General features: G+C 73.0%; 21 protein-coding genes and 1 tRNA gene. 9 read left to right on the top strand and 13 right to left on the bottom strand.

What is annotated here, in order from left to right:
* Positions 1 to 27 precede the first annotated feature (27 nt).
* From pheA to ACSU6M_RS16725, 7 genes are all read right to left on the bottom strand, one after another.
* Complete coding sequence (gene pheA / locus ACSU6M_RS16755) at positions 28 to 960, bottom strand: prephenate dehydratase (RefSeq protein WP_437070519.1); 933 nt, start codon at positions 958 to 960, stop codon at positions 28 to 30.
* A 128-nt stretch (positions 961 to 1088) separates the two neighbouring features.
* Complete coding sequence (gene efeB, locus ACSU6M_RS16750) at positions 1089 to 2399, bottom strand: iron uptake transporter deferrochelatase/peroxidase subunit (protein ID WP_437070518.1); 1311 nt, start codon at positions 2397 to 2399, stop codon at positions 1089 to 1091.
* A gap of 7 nt (positions 2400 to 2406) precedes the next feature.
* Positions 2407 to 4362 carry a copper resistance CopC/CopD family protein gene (locus ACSU6M_RS16745; protein WP_437070517.1) on the bottom strand — a complete coding sequence of 652 codons (1956 nt, stop codon included), beginning with the start codon at positions 4360 to 4362 and terminating at the stop codon, positions 2407 to 2409.
* A gap of 13 nt (positions 4363 to 4375) precedes the next feature.
* A complete protein-coding gene (locus tag ACSU6M_RS16740) occupies positions 4376 to 4819 on the bottom strand; it encodes a copper chaperone PCu(A)C (RefSeq protein ID WP_437070516.1) in 444 nt (147 codons plus the stop codon).
* Positions 4816 to 5469: an SCO family protein gene (locus ACSU6M_RS16735; RefSeq protein ID WP_437070515.1), complete on the bottom strand. Its 654-nt coding sequence runs from the start codon at positions 5467 to 5469 to the stop codon at positions 4816 to 4818. Before ACSU6M_RS16735 ends, ACSU6M_RS16740 begins: the two co-directional genes overlap by 4 nt.
* A gap of 77 nt (positions 5470 to 5546) precedes the next feature.
* Entirely contained in the window at positions 5547 to 6299 is a 753-nt protein-coding gene (locus tag ACSU6M_RS16730; RefSeq protein ID WP_437070514.1) for a YcnI family copper-binding membrane protein, read from the bottom strand.
* A gap of 194 nt (positions 6300 to 6493) precedes the next feature.
* Positions 6494 to 7300: a hypothetical protein gene (locus tag ACSU6M_RS16725; protein WP_437070513.1), complete on the bottom strand. Its 807-nt coding sequence runs from the start codon at positions 7298 to 7300 to the stop codon at positions 6494 to 6496.
* Between the two features lie 241 nt (positions 7301 to 7541).
* On the opposite strand from ACSU6M_RS16725, the gene ACSU6M_RS16720 reads away from it, so the two are divergent.
* On the top strand, positions 7542 to 7994 hold the full coding sequence (locus tag ACSU6M_RS16720) for an ATP-binding protein (RefSeq protein WP_437070512.1): 453 nt from the start codon (positions 7542 to 7544) through the stop codon (positions 7992 to 7994).
* Positions 7995 to 8340: 346 nt separating this feature from the next.
* On the opposite strand, the gene ACSU6M_RS16715 is transcribed toward ACSU6M_RS16720, so the two are convergent.
* Both ACSU6M_RS16715 and ACSU6M_RS16710 read right to left on the bottom strand, forming a co-directional pair.
* Complete coding sequence (locus ACSU6M_RS16715; protein WP_437070511.1) at positions 8341 to 9807, bottom strand: aminopeptidase P family protein; 1467 nt, start codon at positions 9805 to 9807, stop codon at positions 8341 to 8343.
* A gap of 102 nt (positions 9808 to 9909) precedes the next feature.
* On the bottom strand, positions 9910 to 11424 hold the full coding sequence (locus ACSU6M_RS16710) for a PP2C family protein-serine/threonine phosphatase (RefSeq protein ID WP_437070510.1): 1515 nt from the start codon (positions 11422 to 11424) through the stop codon (positions 9910 to 9912).
* Between the two features lie 562 nt (positions 11425 to 11986).
* Here ACSU6M_RS16710 and ACSU6M_RS16705 point away from each other — a divergent pair.
* Positions 11987 to 12652: a bifunctional DNA primase/polymerase gene (locus ACSU6M_RS16705; RefSeq protein ID WP_437070509.1), complete on the top strand. Its 666-nt coding sequence runs from the start codon at positions 11987 to 11989 to the stop codon at positions 12650 to 12652.
* 56 nt (positions 12653 to 12708) lie between these two features.
* Complete coding sequence (locus ACSU6M_RS16700) at positions 12709 to 13263, top strand: hypothetical protein (RefSeq protein WP_437070508.1); 555 nt, start codon at positions 12709 to 12711, stop codon at positions 13261 to 13263.
* A 285-nt stretch (positions 13264 to 13548) separates the two neighbouring features.
* Here the strand turns inward: ACSU6M_RS16700 and ACSU6M_RS16695 are convergent, their stop codons facing one another.
* The 3 genes from ACSU6M_RS16695 to ACSU6M_RS16685 all read right to left on the bottom strand — a co-directional run bounded on the left by ACSU6M_RS16695 (position 13549) and on the right by ACSU6M_RS16685 (position 16250).
* On the bottom strand, positions 13549 to 14514 hold the full coding sequence (locus tag ACSU6M_RS16695) for a DUF5926 family protein (protein ID WP_437070507.1): 966 nt from the start codon (positions 14512 to 14514) through the stop codon (positions 13549 to 13551).
* A gap of 223 nt (positions 14515 to 14737) precedes the next feature.
* Positions 14738 to 15376, bottom strand: a complete 639-nt coding sequence (locus ACSU6M_RS16690) for an ATP-binding protein (protein WP_437070506.1) — start codon at positions 15374 to 15376, stop codon at positions 14738 to 14740.
* A 64-nt stretch (positions 15377 to 15440) separates the two neighbouring features.
* Positions 15441 to 16250: a glycerophosphodiester phosphodiesterase gene (locus ACSU6M_RS16685; protein WP_437070505.1), complete on the bottom strand. Its 810-nt coding sequence runs from the start codon at positions 16248 to 16250 to the stop codon at positions 15441 to 15443.
* A 219-nt stretch (positions 16251 to 16469) separates the two neighbouring features.
* Between ACSU6M_RS16685 and ACSU6M_RS16680 the strand changes: the two genes are divergently transcribed.
* A complete protein-coding gene (locus ACSU6M_RS16680) occupies positions 16470 to 18002 on the top strand; it encodes a S1C family serine protease (RefSeq protein WP_437070504.1) in 1533 nt (510 codons plus the stop codon).
* A 67-nt stretch (positions 18003 to 18069) separates the two neighbouring features.
* Positions 18070 to 18156, top strand: a tRNA-Ser gene (locus ACSU6M_RS16675).
* Positions 18157 to 18653: 497 nt separating this feature from the next.
* On the opposite strand, the gene ACSU6M_RS16670 is transcribed toward ACSU6M_RS16675, so the two are convergent.
* Positions 18654 to 19523, bottom strand: a complete 870-nt coding sequence (locus tag ACSU6M_RS16670) for a bifunctional DNA primase/polymerase (RefSeq protein ID WP_437070503.1) — start codon at positions 19521 to 19523, stop codon at positions 18654 to 18656.
* A 365-nt stretch (positions 19524 to 19888) separates the two neighbouring features.
* On the opposite strand from ACSU6M_RS16670, the gene ACSU6M_RS16665 reads away from it, so the two are divergent.
* The 4 genes from ACSU6M_RS16665 (at position 19889) to ACSU6M_RS16650 (ending at position 22954) form a co-directional block, all read left to right on the top strand.
* Positions 19889 to 20215 carry a hypothetical protein gene (locus ACSU6M_RS16665; protein WP_437070502.1) on the top strand — a complete coding sequence of 109 codons (327 nt, stop codon included), beginning with the start codon at positions 19889 to 19891 and terminating at the stop codon, positions 20213 to 20215.
* A gap of 173 nt (positions 20216 to 20388) precedes the next feature.
* Positions 20389 to 21399, top strand: coding sequence for a bifunctional MaoC family dehydratase N-terminal/OB-fold nucleic acid binding domain-containing protein (locus tag ACSU6M_RS16660; protein WP_437070501.1), 1011 nt, complete (start codon positions 20389 to 20391; stop codon positions 21397 to 21399).
* On the top strand, positions 21396 to 21773 hold the full coding sequence (locus ACSU6M_RS16655; RefSeq protein WP_437070500.1) for a MaoC/PaaZ C-terminal domain-containing protein: 378 nt from the start codon (positions 21396 to 21398) through the stop codon (positions 21771 to 21773). The genes ACSU6M_RS16660 and ACSU6M_RS16655 overlap by 4 nt, the downstream gene beginning before the upstream one ends.
* Positions 21767 to 22954, top strand: coding sequence for a lipid-transfer protein (locus ACSU6M_RS16650; protein WP_437070499.1), 1188 nt, complete (start codon positions 21767 to 21769; stop codon positions 22952 to 22954). The genes ACSU6M_RS16655 and ACSU6M_RS16650 overlap by 7 nt, the downstream gene beginning before the upstream one ends.
* Positions 22955 to 22960 lie beyond the last annotated feature (6 nt).

The raw sequence follows: 22960 nt of genomic DNA, 5'->3' as shown, positions 1-22960 counted from the left end.
TAACTTCTGTGGATAACGAAAATCCGACTAGAAACGGCCGTCCTGGCAGCGCGCCACCCAGTCCGCCGCCTCGACGAAGTCCTTGTCCGACGTGCCCTGGCGCGGGGCGCTGACGTCCGCGGCGGTCACGTCCGCGCGCGGGTAGGAGCCGAGGAACCGCACATCCAGGCAGATCCGCTTCAGCCCCATCAGGGCCTCGGCCACCCGGCGGTCGGAGATATGGCCCTCGGCGTCGATGCAGAAGCAGTAGTTGCCGATGCCGGCGCCCGTCGGCCGGGACTGGAGCAGCATCAGGTTGATGCCGCGCGCGGCGAACTCGCCGAGCAGATCGCGCAGCCCACCGGGGTGGTCGTCGCGCTGCCACAGCACCACGGACGTCTTGTCGGCGCCGGTCGGCGCGGCGGGCCGGGCGGGCCGCCCCACCAGCACGAACCGCGTCTGCGCGTTCTCCGCGTCATGGATCCCGGTCTCCAGGGCCTCCAGTCCGTACCGGGCGGCGGCGAACTCACCGGCGAAGGCGGCGTCGTAGCGCCCCTCCTGCACCAGGCGGGCGGCGTCCGCGTTGGAGGCGGCGGACTCCCAGTGGGCGTCCGGGAGGTTCTTCTTCAGCCAGTTGCGCACCTGCGGCTGGGCGGCCGGGTGCGCGGAGACCGTCTTGATCTCCGACAGCTGGGTGCCGGGCCGCACCAGCAGCGCGAAGGTGATCGACAGCAGCACCTCGCGGTAGATCATCAGCGGGGCGCCCGCGACCAGCTCGTCCAGGGTGGTGGTGATGCCGCCCTCGACGGAGTTCTCGATCGGCACGAACGCGGCCTCGGCCTCCCCGGTGCGCACCGCGTCCAGCGCGGACTGCACGGACACATACGGCACCAGCTCCCGGGTCGCCGCCTCCGGGAGCGTGCGCAGGGCGACTTCGGTGAAGGTGCCCTCGGGGCCGAGATACGCATAGCTCGCTGGCATGTCCTCACCCTAATGGCCGCAGCCCCGCCCGGCGGGCCCGTCTCACCACAACCACCCGTGCGGGTGGTTTGAACCGCGAAAGCCCACGAAGCCGAGCCGATGCTGCCGGCACCCCGCGACACGCCGCCTCAGCCCTCCAGCAGCCGCTGACCCACATACTCCCCCTCCGCCGCCCCGCCCGGCACCGCGAACAACCCGCTCGCCTCGTGCCGGACGAACCGCGACAGCGCGTCCCCGCGGTCCAGCTTGCGCTGCACCGGCACGAAGCCGCGCAGCGGATCGGCCTGCCAGCAGATGAACAGCAGCCCCGCGTCCGGCACCCCGTCCGCGTCGATGCCGTCGTGGAAGGAGAAGGGCCGCCGCAGCATCGCCGCGCCCCCGTTCTGGTCGGGCCGGCTGATCCGCGCGTGCGCGTCGATCGGCACGACCAGGTTCCCCTCGGCGTCGACCTTCTCCAGGTCCATCTCCGTCGTCTCCGAACCCCCCGACAGCGGCGCCCCGTCCGCCTTGCGGCGCCCGATGACGTTCTCCTGCGCCCTGAGCGACAGCTTCTCCCAGTCGTCCAGCAGCATCCGGATCCGGCGCACGACGGCGTAGGAGCCGTTCGCCATCCACTCCGGGTCCTTCGCCCCCGAGGCGGGCACGAAGATCCGCTGGTCGAAGTCCGGCTCGGACGGCTTCGGATTGCGGGTGCCGTCCATCTGGCCCATCAGATTGCGGGCCGTCATCGGGTGCGCGGTGGCACCCGGCGACCGGTTGAACCCGTTCATCTGCCAGCGCACCCGCGCCGCGGAACCGGCGTCCTTCTGGATCGCGCGCAGGGCGTGGAAGGCGACCAGCGCGTCGTTCGCGCCGATCTGCACCCACAGATCGCCGTTGCTGCGCGCCTTGTCCAGCTGGTCGGAGGAGAAGTCCGGCAGCGGGTCCAGGGACACCGGCCGCTGCTTCACCAGCCCCGTACGGCCGAAGAAGCTGTGCCCGAAGCCGAAGGTGACCGTCAGGGAGGAGGGCCCCGCGTCACGGGCGATGTCCGTGTCGCCGTGGGCCGAGGGCTCGCCCGCCATCAGCCGCCGTGCCGTGTCCGACCAGCGGCGCAGCAGCGCGGCGGCCTCCTTGCGCCCGGCGCCGGGAGCCAGGTCGAAGGCGACGAGGTGGCCGCGGGACTGGAGCGGGTCGGTGATGCCGGGCTGATGTTTCCCGTGAAACATCGCCCGCCCGCTGCCGACCGAGGTGAGCGGGGTGGTCGCTTCCGGGGCGGCCGCGTAGCCGACGGCGCCGCCGCCCGCCGCGCCGAGCGCGACACCGGTGGCTCCGGCGCCGGCGAGCAGGGCGCGCCGGGAGACGCCCCCGCCGGCCGGGGCGGCCAACGGGGCGGGGGCGGTGGGGGCGGCGGGGTCCTCGACGGAGGTACGGGCGTCGGGGAGGGACTGGTCAGCCATGGGTGGTTCAGCCGATCTTCGCGTTCTTGTCGACGGTCACCTGGTCGATGTCGGAGGTGCGCACGGTCACGGCGATCTTCCAGTCGCCGGCCATGGGGAGCTGCACTCCGCTCGCCGCCCAGTGTCCGGTGGTGATGCGGTCCGGGACGACGGGCAGCGGCCCGACGTCCTTGGACTCGAGGGTGAAGGACACCTTCAGCTCGGGGACGTCGAAGGCGCGGCCGTTGGGCCGCTCGACGTAGAGGTGCATCTCGTTGCCGCCGACCCGCGCGGGGTCCAGCTCCACCCGGACGAGGCCCTTGCCGTCCTGGCCACCGGTGTCGAACGGCATGTCCAGGGTGAGCGTGCCGGACGCCGGGGCCACCGCGGCCGCAGCCGTCGCGGCCTCGGCCTCCTCCTCGGTACGGCCCGGCTCGGTGGACGTCAGCATGGTGGCCACGACCAGCACCACGACGGCGATGGACGCCTCGGCGAGCACGGAGCGGCGCAACCGAAAGCGCTGCGGATCGGCGTCCCGCGCCTGCTTGCGCCGAGCGGCCTCCGCGGCGGCCCGCTGCCGGGCGAGCTGCGCGGCCCGACCGGGATCGACATCGTCTGCGGAGCCCTCCCCGGCAGCCTCGCCACGGGGCGTGTCCTTGCCCCCGTCCGCGGCCCCGGCACCGGAAACGCCCTCGTCGCCCTCGGCCGCGACGGCCCCCACGGACACCGTCTCCCGCGTCTGCGCGGCCACCGGCGTCTCCCCCAGCCGCGAGGTCCAGCGGCGCGAGATCCAGGCGACGCCGACCAGCACGGCGACGAGCCCGATCTTGATCAGGAGCAGCTGCCCGTACCGGGTCCCGGTCAGCGCGGACCAGGAGCCGACCTGACGCCAGGACTGGTAGAGCCCGGTCGCGGCCAGCGTGATCACGCTGCCGAGGGCGAGACGCGAGAAGCGGCGTACGGCGGCCGTGTCCACCGGGGTCTCCACCGGCGCCCGGAACAGCGCGAGAAGCAAGGTGCCCAGACCGCCGAGCCACAGGGCCACGGCCAGCATGTGGACGATGTCGACCGGCATGGCGATACCGGTCTGGATGCCGGTGGAGGCGTGCTCGGCCATCGCCCAGCTCGCGGCGAGCCCGGCGGCCACGACCCCGCCGCCGATCGCCAGCCCGAAGACCAGATCCCGCTTCTCCTGGCCCTCCCGCTTGTCGTACGCGCCGAAGAGCACGGCGATGAACAGCGCCGCCGCCGCGAGCAGCAGCAGCCGTGAGGCCAGGGAGGCGCCGGTCTTGGTCTCCAGCACCTGCCCGAGCAGCTCCAGGTCGAAGACGTCGGCGAGGTCGGACGAGGTCGTGTACGAGCCGCGCAGCAGCATCAGGCTGAGCGTGGCCGCGGTCAGCGTGACCCAGCCGGAGACGACCGTGCGCTGCACGAGCCGCACCCCGGCGCCGCGCTGCCAGCACAGGAGGACGAAGGCGGAGCCGCCGACCAGCACGATGAACCCGGCGTAGGACAGGAACCGCGCGAACCCGTAGAGCCGGCCCACCACCCCGTCGCCCGCGGCCTGGTCGGCGACGGAGACGGTGGTCGCCGAGGGCGCGCCGATGGAGAAGGTGAAGGCACCGGAGACGGGGTGGCTGTCGGCGGAGACGACCTGGTAGGTCACCGTGTACGTGCCGTCGGGCAGCCCCGAGTGCAGCTTGACGGAGTAGGTCGTGCCGCCGCTGCCGGCCGGCTTGCCGGTGTCGGCGCGCTCGCCCCGTGGGTCGAACACGCGCAGCGAGTCGTCGGACAGCGAGACGGCCTCGGAGAAGGTGAGCGAGACCTGCTGCGGGGCCTTGGCGACCACCGCCCCCTGCCGGGGGTCGCTTCCGGTGAGCGCGGCGTGCGCGGAGGCCGGCGCGGCCCCGGCGAGGAGCATGCCGGTCACGGCCAGGAGCAGCAGCGCCAGGGTGCGCAGGCGGGGGGCGATGGACTGCGTCAAGGTGGTCCCTCCCTCAATTCCCGGACGTGGGGCGGTAGGTCGCCGGTTTGACCGGCAGCTCGACCTCGATCGGGTCGTGGCCGGTGAAGCGCAGGGTGAGGGAGACCGTCTGACCCTCCCTCGGCTTTCGCCGGAGCTTGTCGAACATCAGATGGCTGCCGCCGCTCTCCAGCACGAGCGTGCCGTGGGCCGGCACGTCGAGGGAGGAGACCTCCCGCATGGACTGCCCGACGGTCTCGTGGACGGTGACCTCGCCGAGATCGCTGGTGACCCCGGTCAGCTCGGCGTCCCGGTCGCCCTTGTTGGCGATGGTCAGAAAGCCCGCCGCCATGTCCGAGACGGGCTGGGGCATATAGGCGCCGCTGACGGACAGGTCGGCCGGATCGGACTCCTCACCGCCGCAGCCGGTCAGGGCGAGGGCCAGCGCGCCGGTCAGCACGAGGGCGAGGTGCCTCACGGCTTCTCCCCCTCGATCAGCTTGGGGAGGTCCTTGGTGTAGTCGTCGACGGTGGCGTCCTCGCCGTAGAGCACGTACCCGGCGTCGGTCTTCGGGGAGAAGGCGATGACCTGGGTGCCGTGCATGGAGACGACCTTGCCCTTCTCCTTCTTCGGCGCGTCGATGGCGATGCCGAGGGTGCGGGCGCCGGCCTGGATGGTGGGGAAGTCGCCGCTCAGGCCGATGACCTGGGGGTCGATGCCCTTGAGCCACTTGCCGAGGGCGGCGGGGGTGTCGCGCTCGGGGTCGGTGGTGACGAAGACCACCCGCAGCCGGTCCTGCTGCGCCTTGGACAGCGACTTCTTGGCGACGGCGATGTTGTTCATCGTCAGCGGGCAGACGTCGGGGCAGTTGGTGTAGCCGAAGTAGATCAGCGTCGGCTTGCCCGCGGTCTCCTTGCGGAGGTCGTACGGCTTGCCGGTGGTGTCGGTCAGGACCAGGTCCGGCTTCTCGAAGGGCTTGTCGAGGACGGTGGCGGCCTTGGCCGAGCCGGACTCCTCGGAGACCACGGAGACGGGCGAGGCGCTGTCGTCGTCACCGCCGCCGCACGCGGACAGGGTCAGGGAGGCGGAGGCGAGCAGCGCGGCGACGGCGAGCTTCTTAGTGCGCATGGAGAGGTATCCCAGAGGTGAGTGCTCCGGCGAGCGCCGGGACGGACGGGGTCCCGGCGCCCACCGAGGTGGTTGCGTCAGGCGGAGCGCCGGCGTCCGGCCAGCACACCGTAGGCGACACCGGCCGCGCCGACGACGATGCCCACGACGCCGAGGACGCGGGCGGTGGTGTCGGTGCTGTCGTCGGACGCCTCCTCGGCGGCGGCCGAGGTGCTCTTCTCGGCGGCGGCCTGGCCGGCGTCGGAGGAGGGCTCGTCCGACGGCTTGCCGGCGCCGCCCGAGCCGTGGTGGTCCTCCTCGGCGGCGGACAGCGCGAGCACCGGCGCCGGGTTCTCCGGCTCCTCCTCGCCCTGCGGCACCTCGATCCAGCGCACGACCTCCTTGTTGGAGTACGTCTGGATCGCCTTGAAGACCAGTTCGTCCGCGTCCTCGGGCAGGGCGCCGATGTTGACGGGGAACTTCTGGAAGTAGCCGGGCTCGATGCCCTTGCCCGTGGCCGTCCAGGTCACCTTGGTGACGGCCTCGGTGATCTGCCGGCCGTGCACCTCCAGCGGCTTGGCCAGCTTGGACTTGGTGATGTCGATCTTCCAGCCGGTGACCGGCTGCGGCATGACCGAGGACAGCGGGTGCTCGGCGGGGAAGTTCACCTCGAGCTTGGTGGTCGAGGCGTTGTCGCGCTCGTTGGGCACCTTGAAGCCGACGACCGCGTAACCGCCCTTGGCGGCGGTGCCCTCCGGCTGGACGGACACGTGCGCGAGCGCGGGCGAGGCCAGCGTGAGCACGGCACAGCCGGCGACGGCACCGAGGGCGGCGATACGGGAAGCCTTCATGACAGCAAGCACTCCACTTCGAGTGAGATCCGGTGGTCCGGTGATGAAGAGGGATACGGACGCGCGCAGGTGACCGCCGGTCACGAGAGAAAACGTCACAGCGGCGGCACGGGCGCACGCGCGCGCGGGGCCGCGGGACGGCGGCCGGCCCCTCCCACCGGATCGCGGAGGATCCTCGGGGCGGTGCGGTCGCGTCAGGCGGCCAGGGCGAGCGCGGCGGGCGGGCCGCGCCGGATCACCGTGTGCTGGAGTGCGGTGGTCCGCAGTTCGGGGGGCGCGAGCAGAACGGGGCGCGGGGCACGCGGTCCCGTTCCGGGGGCGTCCGGAAGCCCGGCGCACAGGGCGCGCACCAGCGCGAGCGCCCCGCGCAGGGAGCGGACGAGCGCCCCTTCGGCCACCCCGTGCGCCGACAGCCGGATCAGCCGCAGCAGCGCCAGATCGCCGCGGCGCATCAGCCAGCCGACGGCCAGCGCCGCGAGGACGTGACCGAGCAGCATCGGCAGCGAGGGCAGCAGGGAGGCGGAGGAGCCGGCCGTGGTGGACAGCGCGTCCGCCGGGTCGTGGGCGGTGTGCGCCGGGGCGCCCGACGGCAGCAGCCGCGCGTCGGTGAGGATCCGGTGCGCCTGGGTGGGGCTGAGCGCCGCCGCGGTGGTTCCGCACAGCAGCCGTGCGGCGCGCTCGACCAGTACCGCGTCGCCCGTGGCCTGGGTCACGCTCGCCGTGCCGTGCTGCCCCAGCCCGAACAGGGTGTGCAGCACCGTCTGCCCGACCGCCAGCAGCGCCGCGATGCCCGCCAGCGAGCGCTCCCGCCCGGCGAGCGGCACCGCGATCGCCAGCAGCGCCAGGAAGCCCGCGCCGAGCGCCCACAGCGGCACCGCCGCGCAGGAGGCGAGGACGTGCCCGGCCCCGGACAGCACGACGCAGGCCGCGGCGAACACCGCGGCCCGCAGGATCCGGAGCCGTACTCCGGTGCGCGTCGTGTGCGCGTGGGGGGCAGACATGGCGGGCTCATCATCGCACTGGCCGCACGGTCGCCACACGGCAGGTCCGCAACATTCCCTACGAGCCGAAGATCACCTTCGGTCCGGACTGGTCCGTCCGGCACTCTCCCGCCCCACATACACCGAATAGCCCTCTCGGCGCATCCCCCATATGGGCGGCATCACGCTGAATGAACGCTTACGTTCGGGCACTCGTGGCAATAGGTATCGGTATGTCGAGCCGCGGCCAGGAGGCTGGAGCATGAGCATCTGGTGGTCACTCCATTTGCGGCGCGAGGCCGCGAGCGTCCCGCTCGCCCGGCGTCTGCTGCTCGGCACCATGGAGACCGCGGGTGTCGACCCCGACATCTCCTACGACCTGTCCGTCGCCCTCACGGAGGCATGCGCCAACGCCGTGGAGCACGGCGGCGACGGCGCCGAGGGCGGCTCCTCGGAGGCGTACCGGGTCACGGCCTACCTCGACGGCGAGAAGTGCCGGATCGAGGTCGCCGACTCGGGCCCGGGCTTCGGCCGCGGCCACGCGGCGCGGCCCGCCGCCCGCCCGGACGCCGAGCACGGCCGGGGCCTGTGCCTCATCGAGGAACTCGCCGACCACGTCCACATCGGCAGCGCGCCGGGGCGGGGCGGGGCGGTGGTGAGCTTCGACAAGATGCTGAAGTGGCGTGACAACGCGCCTCTGGTGACGGCGTCCTGACGGACCCCCACCGACGGCCTCACCGCCGCCGTGAGCGCACTCCGAGCCCACCCCGAGCGACCCCCGAGCCGGCCTCGACCTCGCCTCAGCGGACTCCGAGCCGGTCTCGACCGAGCTTCAGCGACTCCGGGCCGGGCTCGACCGAGCTTCAGCGACTCCGGGCCGGGCTCGACCGAGCTTCAGCGATTCCGGGCCGCATCCGGGCCGGCTCCTGGCCGGTCTGGCGGGCCGCCCGCCTTCCGGACGCGGGCCCCCACCGACGCAGCCGCCGGGCGTCACACCCGCGGCGGCATCCGCGGCCGGCCCGCGTGAGCGTGACCGGCCGCAGACATCCGCCCCCGGCAGATCAGCCCTGCGACCCCGTCAGGCCCGCCATCCACGCCTCGACCTCGTCCGACCGGCGAGGCAGCGCGGCCGACAGGTTCCGGTTCCCGTCCTCGGTCACCAGGATGTCGTCCTCGATCCGCACACCGATCCCGCGGTACTCCTCGGGCACGGTCAGGTCGTCGGCCTGGAAGTACAGTCCGGGCTCCACGGTCAGGCACATGCCCGGCTCCAGCGTCCCGTCGACGTACGACTCGACCCGCGCCGCCGCGCAGTCGTGGACGTCCATGCCGAGCATGTGCCCGGTGCCGTGCAGCGTCCACCGCCGCTGCAGCCCCAGCTCCAGCACCCGCTCGACCGGCCCCTCGACGAGCCCCCACTCGACGAGCCGCTCGGCCAGCACCCGCTGGGCGGCGTCGTGGAAGTCCCGGTACTTCGCGCCCGGCCGCACCGCCGCGATCCCGGCCTCCTGGGCCTCGTACACCGCGTCGTAGATCTTCTTCTGGATGTCGGTGAACCGGCCGTTGACCGGCAGCGTCCGCGTGACGTCGGCGGTGTAGTACGTGTGCGTCTCGACGCCCGCGTCCAGCAGCAGCAGGTCACCGGAGCGCACGGGCCCGTCGTTGCGCACCCAGTGCAGCGTGCAGGCGTGCGGGCCGGCCGCGGCGATCGTGCCGTAGCCGACGTCGTTGCCCTCCACGCGGGCGCGGAGGAAGAACGTGCCCTCGATGTACCGCTCGGAGGTGGCCTGGGCCTTGTCGAGGACCTTCACGACGTCCTCGAAGCCGCGCACGGTCGAGTCGACGGCCTTCTGCAGCTCGCCGATCTCGAACGCGTCCTTGACCAGACGGGCCTCGGAGAGGAAGACCCGCAGCTCCTCGTCGCGCTCGGCGGTGACCTTGTCGGTCAGCGCGGCCTCGATCCCGGCGTCGTAGCCGCGGACGACCCGCACCGGGCCGGTGGCCTCGCGCAGCTTGTCGGCCAGCTCGCGCACATCGGAGGCGGGGATGCCGTACAGCTTCTCCGCCTCGGTCAGCGAGTGCCGGCGGCCGACCCACAGCTCGCCCTGGCCGGACAGCCAGAACTCGCCGTTCTCCCGGTCGGAGCGGGGCAGGAGGTAGATCGTGGCCTCGTGGCCGCCGGAGACGGGCTCCATGACGAGCACGCCGTCCTCGGTCTGGTTGCCGGTGAGGTACGCGTACTCCACGGAGGCCCGGAAGGGGTACTCCGTGTCGTTCGAGCGGGTCTTCAGGTTGCCCGCGGGGATCACCAGGCGCTCACCGGGGAAGCGGGCCGAGAGCGCGGCGCGGCGCGCGGTGGTCTCGGCGGCCTGCGGGATCGGCTCCAGGTCGTGCAGCTCGGTGTCCGCCCAGCCGCTCTTCATGTTCTCGGCGAGCTCGTCGGACACCCCCGGGTAGAGGCCGTTCTTCCGCTGCTTGATCGGCTCTTCTTCAGAGTTCTCCAGGGTCTCCGGGAGCTCTTCGGCCACGGTCTTCCTCCTTGGATACGGCACTGGACCCCCTCCATCGTACGGTCGTACGGAAGGGGGCCCAGGGCGGAAAGACCTGTTACCGAAAGCGCTCACGCGCGGTCACTCGAAGCGGGCCGCCATCAGTACCACGTCCTCCTCGCTGTCGGCGGTGTCCAGCCCGTCCGGCAGCACGGTGCGCAGCACATGATCGGCGAGCGCCTCGGGGTCGCGGCGCAGTGCCCGCGGCACCGCCGAGGCGGCCGCGTGCAGCCGGGCGAAGGCGCGGTCGACGGGGTCGCCGGTGCGGTGCAGCAGCCCGTCCGTGTAGAGCAGAACCGTCTCTCCCGGTTCGGCGTGGATCTCCACGCTGGGCGCCTCCCAGCAGGCGAGCATCCCGAGCGGCGCCGAGACGGACGTCTCCACGAACTCGGTGCGGCGCTCGCCGACCAGCAGCGGCGGGCAGTGCCCGGCGCCGGCCAGGGTGAGCTTGTGGGCGGCGGGCTCGCAGTAGGCGAACAGGGCGGTCGCGGAGCGGGCGGGCTCGGTCAGCCGCAGCAGCAGCTCCAGGTCGGACAGCACGGCGACCGGGTCCTCGCCCTCCATCACCGCGTACGCCCGCAGGGAGGCGCGCAGCCGGCCCATCGCGGCGACCGCGCTCGGCCCGGAGCCGGTGACCGAGCCGACGGCCAGGCCCAGCGCGGCGTCGGGCAGCGGCAGCGCGTCGTACCAGTCGCCGCCGCCTCGGGGGCCGGTGCGGTGCCGGGCGGCGAGCTGGACCCCGGCGACGCGGGGCAGCCGGGAGGGCAGCAGTTCCTCCGCCATGGTGGCCATGCTCGCGCGGGTGCGCTCGACCTCCAGCAGCCGCGCGAGGTGCTCGGTGGCGGAGCGGGCGTACAGACCCACGAGGTGACGCTGGCGTTCGACCGGTTCGGCCGGCTCGTCGTACAGCCAGACGGCGGCGCCCAGGCGGCCGGCGGTCTCGGTGGACAGGGGCAGGGCGTAGCTGGCGGCGAAGCCGAGGCGGCGGGCGACCTCGCGGTGGCGGGGGTCGAGTCCGTCCTCGGCGAGCAGGTCGGAGCGCACGATCTCGGCCACGCCGCCGGGCAGCCCGGCCGGGGTGTCGAGGAGTTCGCCGTACGGCAGGGAGGCGCGCGGCACGGTCTCGATGTGGCCGAGATCGGCCTGTGCGAGGCCGAGGCCGACGGTGGTGCGGGGGCCCAGGCCGTCGCCGGGTTCCAGCACGATCAGGCCGCGGCGGGCGCCGACCAGGGCGGCTCCGGCGCGCAGCAGTTCCTGGAGGGCGTCGGCGAGGGTGGCGGTGCGGACCAGGCGTTCGGTGAGTTCGTGGAGGGTGGTGAGATCGGAGACCCAGCCTGCGAGGCGGTCCTGGAGGAGGGCGCCGGGGCCGGTGGTGACGCGGGGGACGTCGGATGCGGCGGACGCGGGCGCGACAGTGTGTGCGGGCGCGGGGACCGTTGAATCGATTCCGGCCACTTTCGGAGGGTGCGGGGCGTTCATGGCGTCCGGCTTTCCGACCGGTTCGTTTTGCTCAAAAGCATCGCAAACCCCCATGTCATTCTGCGCCGCTAGCAGTGTCTCCACATGTACACGCACTCGTGAGGGGATGTCCAGCATTGTCCTGCTGGGATTCCTGGTGTCCATGAGGTTTCCGGGATGGGTGGACGTTCCTCTTACGGAAAGGCAAAGTTGGCTTAAAACAGCCTCGGGCAACGCCCTATTGCGGTCGACTGGGCTTGCTCGACGGAGCGTCACAGCGGTCGTGTTGGGTACGTACTCGGTGAAGGCCAGGGGCGGTCGGGGGCTGCCCGGAACCTGGTGACGGACCCGGGCGTCTTAACCACCGACGACCGTGCCCCATCCTCCCGTGGCGGAGGCGGAGAGAAATACGCGCAACGGCAAACGCCAGACTTCGCCACCCCCCGCCACGCCCGTGCTTTTGATCGACACGTACGGCAAGCACGACGAGTACGGACGAAACGGCCGGCCCGGCCGAAGCGGGCGGCTGGTTGCCCCGGTCGCCGACACGGCCGGAGCCCGACGCTCGATCGGCAGGATGGTCCCCGCGCTTCCCGCAGGGGTGTGATGCGCCGGTAGGTACGCACAGTGCAGAGATCGACACATGGTGTGATGTGGCCCACGGTGTTGCCAGGCGTGCAACGGAAAGGAACGAGCGCTCATGCGCGAGATCCTCGGAAGGCGACGCAGGCTCCTGTCCCGGCGTGACGACAGGATGCCTGAGCTGATCGGCGCGGCCCTGACCTTCGCGACCCAGTGGCAGTGGCCCGTGCTCCCCGGAGCGGCGGCCGATCCGCAGGCGCGGTCCCGCTGCTCCTGCCCCGACCCCGACTGCACGGTGCCCGGAGCCCACCCCTTCGACCCCGGCCTGCTCGCGGCCACCAGCGACGAGCGCATGGTCCGCTGGTGGTGGACCAACCGGCCGACCGCCCCGATCGTGCTCGCGACCGGCGGCACCGCCCCCTGCGCGGTCAGCCTCCCCGCCCCGGCCGCCGCCCGCGCCCTCGACGCCCTCGACCGCGCCGGCCTGCGCCTCGGCCCGGTCGTCGCCTCGCCCGCCCGCTGGGCGATCCTCGTCCGGCCCTACAGCATGGAGCAGTTGGGCGAACTGCTGTACGCCAAGGACTTCGTCCCCGGCTCGCTGCGCTTCCACGGCGAGGGCGGCTACATCACCCTGCCCCCGTCCGTCACCGGCCAGGGCGCCCTGCGCTGGGAGCGCGCACCGCTGCCCGGCTCGGCCTCCCCCTGGGTCCCCGACGTGGAGGCCGTGGTGGACGCGGTCGTCGACGCCCTCACTCGTACGGGTGTGAGCGCGCCCGAGTTGTAGGGGTGTCGGGCGCGGGCGGAACGGGACGCCCGTTTCCGCTCGTTATCGTCCCCCTCATGAACCTTCGTCTCCTCGCCCTCGCGGGCGTCGCGGCGTGCGCCATCGCACTCCCGCTGGCCGTGGCGTCCGCGGGCCCCGCGGGAGACGAGGAGCGCACGACCGTACGACTGCCCGCGCCCGGCCGGCCCGCCTCCTCCGCACCTGCGGCCGACGCCAAGGCCCCCTCGGTGACGCCCTCGCCCGCGGCCACCCCCGCCCCGCCGCTGCTGGGCCTCGGCACGGCCACCGCCACCCGCTGCGGTCCCGAACTCGCCTCTCCCGAAGGCGTGGAGGCGCAGACCTGTGTGCTGACCCAGGGCGAGGACACCTGGGCGCGCACCTACTACCGCAACGGCACCGGGGAGCCGCTCCAGGCGTGGCTGAGTCTTCTGGGTCCCGGCGGGCGGACCGTGCAGATGCGCTGTGCGGTGAACGCGGGCGACGAGCCCGCCTCCTGCGAGACGCCGCGCGAGCGCGGCCGGGGAGAGGCGGGGCTTTACACCGCCGTCGCGGAATTCGCGGGCGCACGGCCCGGCGGTCCGCTGCTGCTGCGGTCGGGGAGCAACGCCTAGGGTCAACTCCGATGCGATCACGGGGAGTTGGCGCGCGACCGCGATCCGTCCGCGCGGCCAGAGACGCGAAGACCCGGTTGCTGGCGACGGGGGATGCACCAGCAACCGGGCTACTGGAACGGTAACAAGAGATCGGCTGTTCGCAAATTCGATCTCGCTTTTCCCTTGGCTATTCGGACACCTATCGAGCCTGTGTCGAGCGGGAGTTGTGATCGGTGTCACCGGTGTCCGAAGGGCGGGGTGGCTGACCGGTCGGTCAGCCACCCCGAGGGTGTCCGCCGGGCGTCAGCTGAGCGTGACCTGTCGGTTGGTCAGGCCGCCGCGGGCCCGGCGCTCGTCCGGGGTGAGCGGCGCGTCCGTCGCGAGGGCCGCGGCGAGGCGCTCGCCGAACTCGGCGGCCGGCTTCTCCACATCCTCGGCGCCGACCCCGCTCGGCAGGTCCCAGACCGGGACCGTGAGCCCGTGAGCACGGAAGGAGCCCACCAGACGGGTGCCCTCGCCCAGGCTGGAGCGCCCGGCGGCGTGCAGCCGCGCGAGCGCGTCCAGAAGCCGCTCCTCGGGATGCGGCATGACCCACCGCAGATGGTTCTTCTCGGGCGTCTCGCACCAGTACGCCGCGTCCACGCCCACGAGCTTCACGGTCGGGATGGCGGCGGCGTTGGCCCGTTCCAGGGAGGCGGCCACGTCCGGGGTGGCGTTCTCGGCGTCCGGGACCCAGAACTCGAAGCCGCTGTGCACGACCGGCTCGAACGGGGCCTCGGGGTCGAGCAGGTCCTGCAGGCGCGGACCGCCGGCGGGTGCGCGGCGGCCCTCGACGGGCGTGCCCGGCTTCGCCTCCAGCGCGCGCTGGAGGGTGTCGGCGAGGTCGCGGCTGATGTCGCCGGACGCGGTGTCGTTCTGCAGGCCGATGAGCACCGAGCCGTCCTCGCGGCGCAGCGCGGGCCAGGCCATGGGCAGCACGGTGGCCAGGGTGACCGACGGGACGCCCTCGGGCAGGCCGTCCTTGAGGGTCAGCTCCGCCGTGGCGGCCGGCACCAGCTCGCGCAGCGCGACCCAGTCGCACTCACCGGACAGGCCCTCGAACGGGCGGTGCACCAGCTCGGTCACGGCGTGCGCGGCGGCGCGGCCGTGACATGCCTTGTAGCGGCGGCCGCTGCCGCAGGGGCACGGCTCGCGGGCACCGACGACCGGGATCTCTCCCTCGGTGAGCTGGGGCTGCTTGGCCTTCGTCTGGGGTCGCTTCTTGGCCATCGTGGGGTCTCCCGGTTACGGCTCGTCTGGTACGGGCGGGAGCCTAGCCGTTCGAGCCATGAGCGACGGGATCCTGTGGACGGCGGGAGGGTTGTGGAAACCTCCGTGACCCGTGGGGCGGCTCGCGCGAGGGCTGGGGCGCGCCCGAGGGCTGGGGCGCCCGAGGACTGGGGTGACCGAGGACTGGAGCGACCGCACGGCGCAGCCGCCTGTCCCGCCCCCTCTAGTCCAACTCGTCGAAGGCGTCCGCGAAGTCCAGGTCCACCAGGGCCGGGACGGCGGGCGCTGTGACGCGCGTAGCGAAATCGTCGCGGCGGTGCGCGGCACCGCGATCATGAACCGCGTCGTGGACCACGACCCAGACGGTGACCTCGCCGTGGATGTCGTCGCGTACGCCCCAGTCGTCGGCGAGCGCGGTGATGATGTTCAGCCCCCGGCCGCCGTGCGCGGTGACCGAGGGGGTGGACGGGGCCGGGCGGGTCGGGCCGCCGCCGTCCGTGACCTCCACCATGAGCCGGCCGTCCGGGTCCACGCGCCATGCGGCCCGGACGTCGCCGTCGCCGGCCAGGGCGTCGCCCAGGGGCCGGCCGTGCTTGCACGCGTTGCTCAGCAGTTCGGAAAGGATCAGTACGGCATCGTCGATGACCGATTCGGTCACGCCACCTCTGCGCAGCTGATCGCGCATGCGGTGTCTCGCTTCCCCCACGCCCGCAGGGCCATGGGGTACGGCCATGCTCGACGACGTGGGCACCTCCTGTGCCACCACCAACGCCACCCCCGAGACCTCCTTCGCCCCACGCCACGGTGTGGATGCCCCATTGGCCTGTACCGGAAACCGGCCAATCCCGTTCCGGTGACGCATTCGTCCCGACCGGACACACAGCGAATGCGCCGGTGCACACCCCGTGATCACCGGGGGCGCTCGGTCACCGGCCGAGGAGGTCGACCACCGCGCGCGGGCGGTTGGTGATGATGGCGTCGACGCCCAGGTCCAGGCAGAGTCCGACGTCCTCGGGCTCGTTCACGGTCCACACGTGCACCTGGTGTCCGGCCCGCTTGAGCCGCTCCACGTACGACGGGTGGCTGCGCACGATCCGGATCGACGGGCCCGCGATGCGCACTCCCGCGGGCAGCCGGCCGTCGCGCAGCCGCGGCGAGACGAACTGCATGAGGTAGACCGTCGGCAGGGTGGGCGCCGCGGCCCGCACCCGGTGCAGCGAGCGTGCCGAGAAGCTCATCACCCGCACCTGGGACTCCTCGGGCGAGGCGGGGGCGTCCAGTCCGAACCGCTTCAGCAGGTGCAGCAGCCGCTCCTCGACCTGGCCCGCCCAGCGCGTGGGGTGCTTGGTCTCGATGGCCAGCTCCACCCGCCGTCCGGCGTCGGCGACCAGTTCGAGCAGCCGTTCCAGGGTGAGCACGGAGGTGTCCTCGGGATCCTCGGGGCGGGTCTCCCAGTCGGGCTCCTCCTGGCCCCGCTTCCAGGAGCCGAAGTCGAGGGCCGCGAGATCGGCGAGCTCCAGGGCGGACACGGCGCCGCGGCCGTTGGACGTACGGTTGACGCGGCGGTCGTGCACGCACACGAGGTGCCCGTCCGCGGTCAGCCGCACATCGCACTCAAGGGCGTCCGCGCCGTCCTCGATGGCCTTCCTGTACGCGGCCAGGGTGTGCTCCGGAGCGTCCTCGGAGGCCCCGCGGTGGGCGACGACCTGAACGTGATGCTGTCGTGCGTGGGTCACCGCGTCATGGTGCCACCGTCCGGGGGTACGTGTGACGTCCGAGTGGTCCGCGGACCACTTCCGTGATGTATCCGTTTGGCGAAGAAGGTCCTATATAAAGGATGGCCTCGGACGCACAGGCACGGCTTATGGTGCTCTGACGGCCCGTGGGAAAAGCTGAGCGCATACAACAACAACGCACTGCGCAGCGAAGACAGCCGTGGATCGAGGAGAGAAGCTGTGAGCACCGAGAACGAGGGCACCGAGGTTCCCCCGGCCCCGTCCGCACCTCCCGTGCCGGTGGCCACTCCCGCGTCCTCCCCGCAGACGACGCCGGAGAGCGCGGCGCAGGCAGCGCCCGCGGCCGCGTCACCTGCGGGCGGTCCGGCGCCCGAAGCGCCCGCGGCACCTTCCGCCCCCTCGGCACCCGCGGCCGCGGGCCCGACCGCACCGGCGGCGCCGGAGCACGCCCCCGCCTCGCCCGCGTACGGCACGCCCGCCCCCGCCCCGGAGGGCGCCGCGTGGCCGCCCCCGCCGCCCCCCGGCACCCAGGCCACCGCGCCGATCCCCGCCTACGGTGGCGGCTCCGGCGGCGCGGACTCCACCGCCGTATGGGGAGCCTCGTACCAGGCCACCCAGCCCCCCGCCCCCAGGACCGGGCGGCGCGGCCGCGGAGGTCTGGCGGCGGTCCTGATCGCCGCGCTGGTCGCGGGCGGCCTCGGCGGCGGCCTGGGCTACACGCTGGCGAAGAACGACGACACCAGCTCCACGACCGTCTCGGCCGCCGACAGCGGCGGTGACTTCAAGCGCGACCCGGGCACGGTCGCGGCCGTCGCCGCCCGCGCGCTGCCCAGCACGGTCACCATCCAGGCCGAGTCCAGCAGCGGCGAGGGCGGCACCGGCACGGGCTTCGTCTTCGACACCGAGGGGCACATCGTCACCAACAACCACGTGGTGGCGGACGCGGTCGACGGCGGCAAGCTGTCGGCGACCTTCCCCGACGGCAAGAAGTACGACGCCGAGGTGGTCGGCAACGCGCAGGGCTACGACGTGGCGGTCATCAAGCTCAAGAACGCCCCCTCGGACCTGAAGCCCCTCACCCTCGGCAACTCCGACGACGTGGCCGTGGGCGACGCCACCATCGCCATCGGCGCCCCCTTCGGCCTGTCCAACACGGTCACCACCGGCATCATCAGCGCCAAGAACCGCCCGGTCGCCTCCAGCGACGGCTCCGGCAGCCAGGCGTCCTACATGAGCGCCCTGCAGACCGACGCGTCGATCAACCCGGGCAACTCCGGCGGCCCCCTGCTGGACGCCAAGGGCAATGTCATCGGCATCAACTCGGCGATCCAGTCCACCAGCAACGGCGGGTTCGGCGGGTCCGGCCAGTCCGGCTCCATCGGCCTGGGCTTCGCGATCCCGATCAACCAGGCCAAGTACGTGGCACAGCAGCTGATCAAGACCGGCAAGCCCGTCTACGCGAAGATCGGCGCCTCCGTCTCCCTGGAGGACACCACCGGCGGCGCCAAGATCACCGACACCGGCGCGGGCGGCTCCGAGGCCGTCGAGCCGGGCGGCCCCGCCGCCAAGGCCGGCCTCAAGCCCGGTGACGTCATCACCAAGCTCGACGACACCGTCATCGACTCCGGCCCCACCCTCATCGGCGAGATCTGGACCCACCAGCCCGGCGACAAGGTCACCCTCACCTACGAACGCGACGGCAAGACCCGCACCGTCGAGCTCACCCTCGGCTCCCGGGTCGGCGACAACTGAGCCCCGCCCCACCGCACCAACCCGTTACTCTTGTCCCCGCGCCGCCGCTCCACCGCGTCCGGCGCGGGGAGGTGTGCCCGAGCGGCCTAAGGGAACGGTCTTGAAAACCGTCGTGGCAGCGATGTCACCGTGGGTTCAAATCCCACCGCCTCCGCGCAGAGAGCAAGGAGAACGGCCCCTGACCTGGACATCCGGTCAGGGGCCGCTCTCATGTCCGCGTGCCGCGACCGGCTCTGCGGGCCGGTCAACGACCTGCGCCGTACGTCGCTGCCGTACTGCATGCCTCTCAGTGGTCGATGGTGCCGCCCAGGACCGCGAGGAGCGGGAACAGGAGACTCGCCACGCCCAGGAGGGCACACCCCACGAAGGCGATCAGCAACAGCACCGCAAGGGTCCAGCCGGCACGGTTACTTGCTTCGCGAAGCCTGCGCTGTCCCGATTCCTTGATCACCCCTGCCACCCCCTGCCCGCAGGGTACAGCGCGATCATCAGCCGGCCAGGGCACAAGGCGGCCCTGCTCGACGACCCTGTGGCGAGCGTGAGCGTCAGGCACTCGTCACGATGATCCTTCCGAACGCATGGGTGGCCTGGCTTCAGGAGCTCGACAACAAGCTCGGCTAGCCAGCACCGTCGGGGCGGGGCCGGGCGGACTCAAGGTGCTCGCCGTGTCATTCGTTCCGCCGACGCGATGGTCGCCCGGGCCTCGCGTTCCGTGAGGCCCGTCGTGCGGGCGGCGGTCACCAGGGCGTCGGTGAGGGCGGGGCCGATGCCGTTGTCGTAGGCGCGGCAGGCGGCCCAGAAGAGGCGGGTGTTGCGCTGGCCGGGGTGGGCGGCGAGGACGAACTGGACCAGGCCGTGGCCGTGGGCGCCGCCGGCCGGCGGGGAGGGGTCCCTGCGCGGCGGCGGGAGCAGCAGGCGCAGCAGGGCGGGTGGGCAGGGGGCCGGAGGCAGGTCGGCGCTGCCGGGGGCGGCGGTGTACACGCCGTGGTCGGTGCGGGAGCCCGGAGCGACCAGGTAGCCGCCCGCGCCTCGGATGTCGATGCCGGGGGCGAGGCGGCCGGCGGAGTTGGGGACGACCACGTCGGGCGGGCCGGTGAGCCAGAGGTGGCGGCCGCCGGAGGGGGTCAGGATCACGACCGTCGGCGGGACGGTGAACAGGTGCCGCAGGGCCAGCTCGCGCAGGGCGGCCGGGGCGTCCGTGCCGGACTTGGTGTCCAGGTCGACGCCGATGAGGTGGTGCGGCGGCAGTCCGCAGGCGATGCCGTAGCCGGTGGCCCAGGGCGCGGCGGCGAACAGGGCGCGGATGCGCGCGGGGTCGGTGGTGGCGTCGTACACGCCGTGCCCGAAGCGGCCGCACTCGCCGTGGCAGGGCGGGGCCGTCGGGTCCGGGTCGTCGCGGTGGGGGGAGCGCAGGGCCGGGAGCTTGGTGCGGGACAGGGGGATGACTGCCAGCCCGCGTTCCGCGGCCGACAGCGCGTGTGCGAGGGCCAGCGTGGTGGCCTGCCGGTCGGTGGTGGCCATGCCTCCATGTTCGTACGAATGTTCGAAGAAGGGAAGGGGTGCCGGGCGCGGCACGCCCGGGCTCGGCGGAACGGCCGGAAAAGTGCCGGAACGCTTCACCTCTTGCCCCCCTTGGGATGACCTCGCCCGAGCGGCCCCGATCTGCCGCTTCCCGCCTCGGAAAGATGGTGAAAGGGGTTTATCGACTTGTCATCACGCTTCAGGGCGAATAGCGGCTTCCGGGGTGGTTCGCCGGGGATTCGGTGGGCAACTCTGGATTCGCGACGTCGAGCACAGCACCGAGGCGGTCGGCCAACTGCCTTGGAAGAAGCCGTACTTCACGCACGTCGGCCAACGGGCCGAACCTGGTTCTGGAGGAAATACACATGGCAAGCATCCGTACCGCCCGCGTCATCGCCGCCGTCTCCGCCCTGCCGCTCGCGGCCGCCCTCTTCTCCGGTGTCGCGGTGGCGGACAACGGCGCCTTCGCGGACAACGGATCGAGCGCGGCGGTCACCAACGCGTTCCAGGGCATCCTCGGCAGCGGTGTCGGCGGCAGCAACAGCGGCAACTCGTCCACCACGCAGCAGCAGGCGATCGGCTCGGGGGCCTCGAACCAGAGCAACACCGCCCAGGTCGACGGATCCGCGTTCACCGCCATCAACCAGGGCAACGACAACACGGCCGTCACCTTCTCCCCGCTGTGGTGGTGAGCTGAGGGGCCGGGGCCTCCGCGGGGCTCCGGCCCCCGACTCCCTTGCGGTGCTCCCCATGGGTGTGACAGCGACCGCGCGGCGGTGCCTCGGCGCCGCCGCGCGGTCGTGTTCTTGACAGCCGTCGCCATCTGACGGACAGTCAGAAACTGTCGTACGGGAGGAGGTACGCCATGCCCGACCCCGCGCCCGACCCCGCACTCGCACCCGCGCCCGACGCCGTCCTCGCCGCCCGACTCAAGACCTACGAGGGCCGGCTCGCCCTCGCCGAGGCGCCCGGCAAGGACCCCGTCAACGCCCCCATGATCCGGCACTGGTGCGAGGCCCTCGGCGACGCCCACCCCGCCTACACCGGCCCCGCGGCCATCGCCCCGCCCGCGATGCTCCAGGTGTGGACGATGGGCGGACTCGGCGGCCACGACCGGCGCACCCCCGCCTACCAGGAGCTCCTCGCCCTGCTCGACGAGGCCGGCTGCACCTCCGTCGTGGCCACCGACTGCCAGCAGGAGTACCTGCGCCCGCTGCGGCCCGGCGACACGATCACCTTCGACACCGTGATCGAGACCGTCGACGGCCCCAAGTCGACCCGCTTCGGCCGGGGTTGGTTCCTCACCACCCGCACCGACATCCGCGCCGACGGCCACCTCGCCGGCATCCACCGCTTCCGCGTCCTCAGGTACGCGCCTCGGGCTCGTCAAAGTCCCCCGGCTCTCCAGGCTCTCCAGGCCCCCCAGGCCCCCCAGACCCCCCAGGCCCCCCAGACCCCCCACGCTCCCCAGCAACGCCGTCCCCGCCCCGTGATCAACCGCGACAACGCCGGCTACTGGGAGGGCGTCGCCCGCCGCGAGCTGCTGATCCAGCGGTGCGCCGGCTGCCGTGCCCCGCGCTTCCCCTGGCTGCCGGGCTGCCCGGAGTGCGGCTCGCCGGACTGGGACACGGTCCGCGCGTGCGGCGAGGGCACCGTCTTCTCGTACGTGGTGATGCACCACCCGCCCTTCCCGGCCTTCGACCCCCCTTACGCCGTCGGGCTGATCGAGCTCGCCGAGGGGGTGCGGATCGTCGCGGACGTGGTCGGAGTGCCGTACGACAAGGTGCGCATCGGGATGCCGGTGCGGCTGGAATTCCTGCACTGTGACGCGGAGTTGACCGTGCCGGTGTTCCGGGTGTGCGAGGCGGCGGCATGAGGGCCGGGGACCGGCTGCCGCCGCTGGAGATCGCGGTGACCCGGACGCTGATCGTCGCCGGGGCGCTCGCCTCGCGCGACTACCAGGACGTGCACCACGACCCGGAGGCCGCCCGCCGCGGCGGCGCACCGGACGTCTTCATGAACATCCTCACCACGAACGGCCTGGTCGGCCGGTACGTCACCGACCACTTCGGCCCGACGGCCGTCCTGCGCAGACTGGCCCTGCGCCTCGGCGCGCCCTGCCACCCCGGCGACACCCTCCGGCTGACCGGCACCGTCGAGGAGAGCGACGGCGGCACGGCCGTGGTGCGGGTGACCGGGGACCTCCGCCTCGGACGGCATGTCACGGCGACCGCGGAGGTGACGTGGTGATCCCCCACGGCCGTACGGCCCCGGTGAGCGCGGCGAGCCCCTATGGCCGTACCGCCGTCGTCGGCATCGGCGCGACCGAGTTCTCCCAGGACTCCGGGCGCAGCGAGCTGCGGTTGGCGGCGGAGGCGGTGCGGGCCGCCCTCGCGGACGCCGGGCTCACGCCCGCCGACGTGGACGGCATGGTCACCTTCACCATGGACACCAGCCCCGAGATCACCCTGGCCCAGGTCTGCGGCATCGGCGAGCTGTCCTTCTTCTCCCGCGTCCACTACGGCGGCGGCGCGGCCTGCGCGACCCTCCAGCAGGCGGCGCTCGCCGTCGCCTCGGGCGCGGCCGAGGTCGTCGTCTGCTACCGCGCCTTCAACGAGCGCTCCGGCCGCCGCTTCGGCTCCGGCGTACGCCACCGCGAGCCGACGGCGGAGGGCGTGGCGCTGGGCTGGGTGATGCCGGCCGGGCTGCTCACCCCGGCGTCCTGGGTGGCGATGGCCGCCCAGCGCTACCTCCACGTGCACGGGCTGACGCCGGCGGCCTTCGGGCATGTGGCCGTCACCGCACGCCGGTACGCGGCGGCCAACCCCGCCGCCCGCTTCCACGGCCGCCCGATCACCCTCGCCGAGCACGCCGCCTCCCGCTGGATCGCCGAACCGCTGCGCCTTCTCGACTGCTGCCAGGAGACCGACGGCGGCCAGGCCCTCGTCGTCACCTCCCTCGACCGCGCCCGCGATCTGCCCCACCCCCCGGCCGTGATCACGGCGGCGGCGCAGGGCGCGGGGCGGGGCCAGGAGCAGATGACCTCCTTCCACCGGGGGGACCCGACCCGGCTCCCGGAGGCGGAGGCGGTCGCCCGGCGGCTGTGGCGGGCGGCCGGGTGCGGGCCGGGGGACATCGACGTGGCGATCCTCTACGACCACTTCACCCCGTTCGTGCTCATGCAACTGGAGGCGTACGGCTTCTGCGGCCCCGGCGAGGCCGCGGACCTCGTCGCCGAGGAGCGGCTGCCGCTGAACACCCACGGCGGCCAGCTCGGCGAGGCGTACCTGCACGGCATGAACGGGCTCGCGGAGGCGGTGCGGCAACTGCGCGGCACCGCGGCCAGCCAGGTGGCGGGGGCCGAGCGGGTGCTGGTCACGGCGGGGACGGGGGTGCCGACGTCGGCGGTGGTGCTCGGGGCGGACGGGTGAGCGCCG

The sequence above is a fragment of the Streptomyces sp. enrichment culture genome, assembly GCF_964272895.1.
Taxonomy (GTDB): domain Bacteria; phylum Actinomycetota; class Actinomycetes; order Streptomycetales; family Streptomycetaceae; genus Streptomyces.
Note: the sequence above shows the minus strand (reverse complement) of the source record. Positions and strands in the feature narration are given on the sequence as shown.

Coding starts and splice junctions, on each gene's coding strand:
- pheA (WP_437070519.1), bottom strand. CDS start 960: ATGCCAGCGAGCTATGCGTATCTCGGCCCCGAGGGCACCTTCACCGAA.
- efeB (WP_437070518.1), bottom strand. CDS start 2,399: ATGGCTGACCAGTCCCTCCCCGACGCCCGTACCTCCGTCGAGGACCCC.
- ACSU6M_RS16735 (WP_437070515.1), bottom strand. CDS start 5,469: ATGCGCACTAAGAAGCTCGCCGTCGCCGCGCTGCTCGCCTCCGCCTCC.
- ACSU6M_RS16730 (WP_437070514.1), bottom strand. CDS start 6,299: ATGAAGGCTTCCCGTATCGCCGCCCTCGGTGCCGTCGCCGGCTGTGCC.
- ACSU6M_RS16725 (WP_437070513.1), bottom strand. CDS start 7,300: ATGTCTGCCCCCCACGCGCACACGACGCGCACCGGAGTACGGCTCCGG.
- ACSU6M_RS16720 (WP_437070512.1), top strand. CDS start 7,542: ATGAGCATCTGGTGGTCACTCCATTTGCGGCGCGAGGCCGCGAGCGTC.
- ACSU6M_RS16710 (WP_437070510.1), bottom strand. CDS start 11,424: ATGCTGGACATCCCCTCACGAGTGCGTGTACATGTGGAGACACTGCTA.
- ACSU6M_RS16705 (WP_437070509.1), top strand. CDS start 11,987: ATGCGCGAGATCCTCGGAAGGCGACGCAGGCTCCTGTCCCGGCGTGAC.
- ACSU6M_RS16700 (WP_437070508.1), top strand. CDS start 12,709: ATGAACCTTCGTCTCCTCGCCCTCGCGGGCGTCGCGGCGTGCGCCATC.
- ACSU6M_RS16695 (WP_437070507.1), bottom strand. CDS start 14,514: ATGGCCAAGAAGCGACCCCAGACGAAGGCCAAGCAGCCCCAGCTCACC.
- ACSU6M_RS16690 (WP_437070506.1), bottom strand. CDS start 15,376: ATGCGTCACCGGAACGGGATTGGCCGGTTTCCGGTACAGGCCAATGGG.
- ACSU6M_RS16670 (WP_437070503.1), bottom strand. CDS start 19,523: ATGGCCACCACCGACCGGCAGGCCACCACGCTGGCCCTCGCACACGCG.
- ACSU6M_RS16665 (WP_437070502.1), top strand. CDS start 19,889: ATGGCAAGCATCCGTACCGCCCGCGTCATCGCCGCCGTCTCCGCCCTG.
- ACSU6M_RS16660 (WP_437070501.1), top strand. CDS start 20,389: ATGCCCGACCCCGCGCCCGACCCCGCACTCGCACCCGCGCCCGACGCC.
- ACSU6M_RS16655 (WP_437070500.1), top strand. CDS start 21,396: ATGAGGGCCGGGGACCGGCTGCCGCCGCTGGAGATCGCGGTGACCCGG.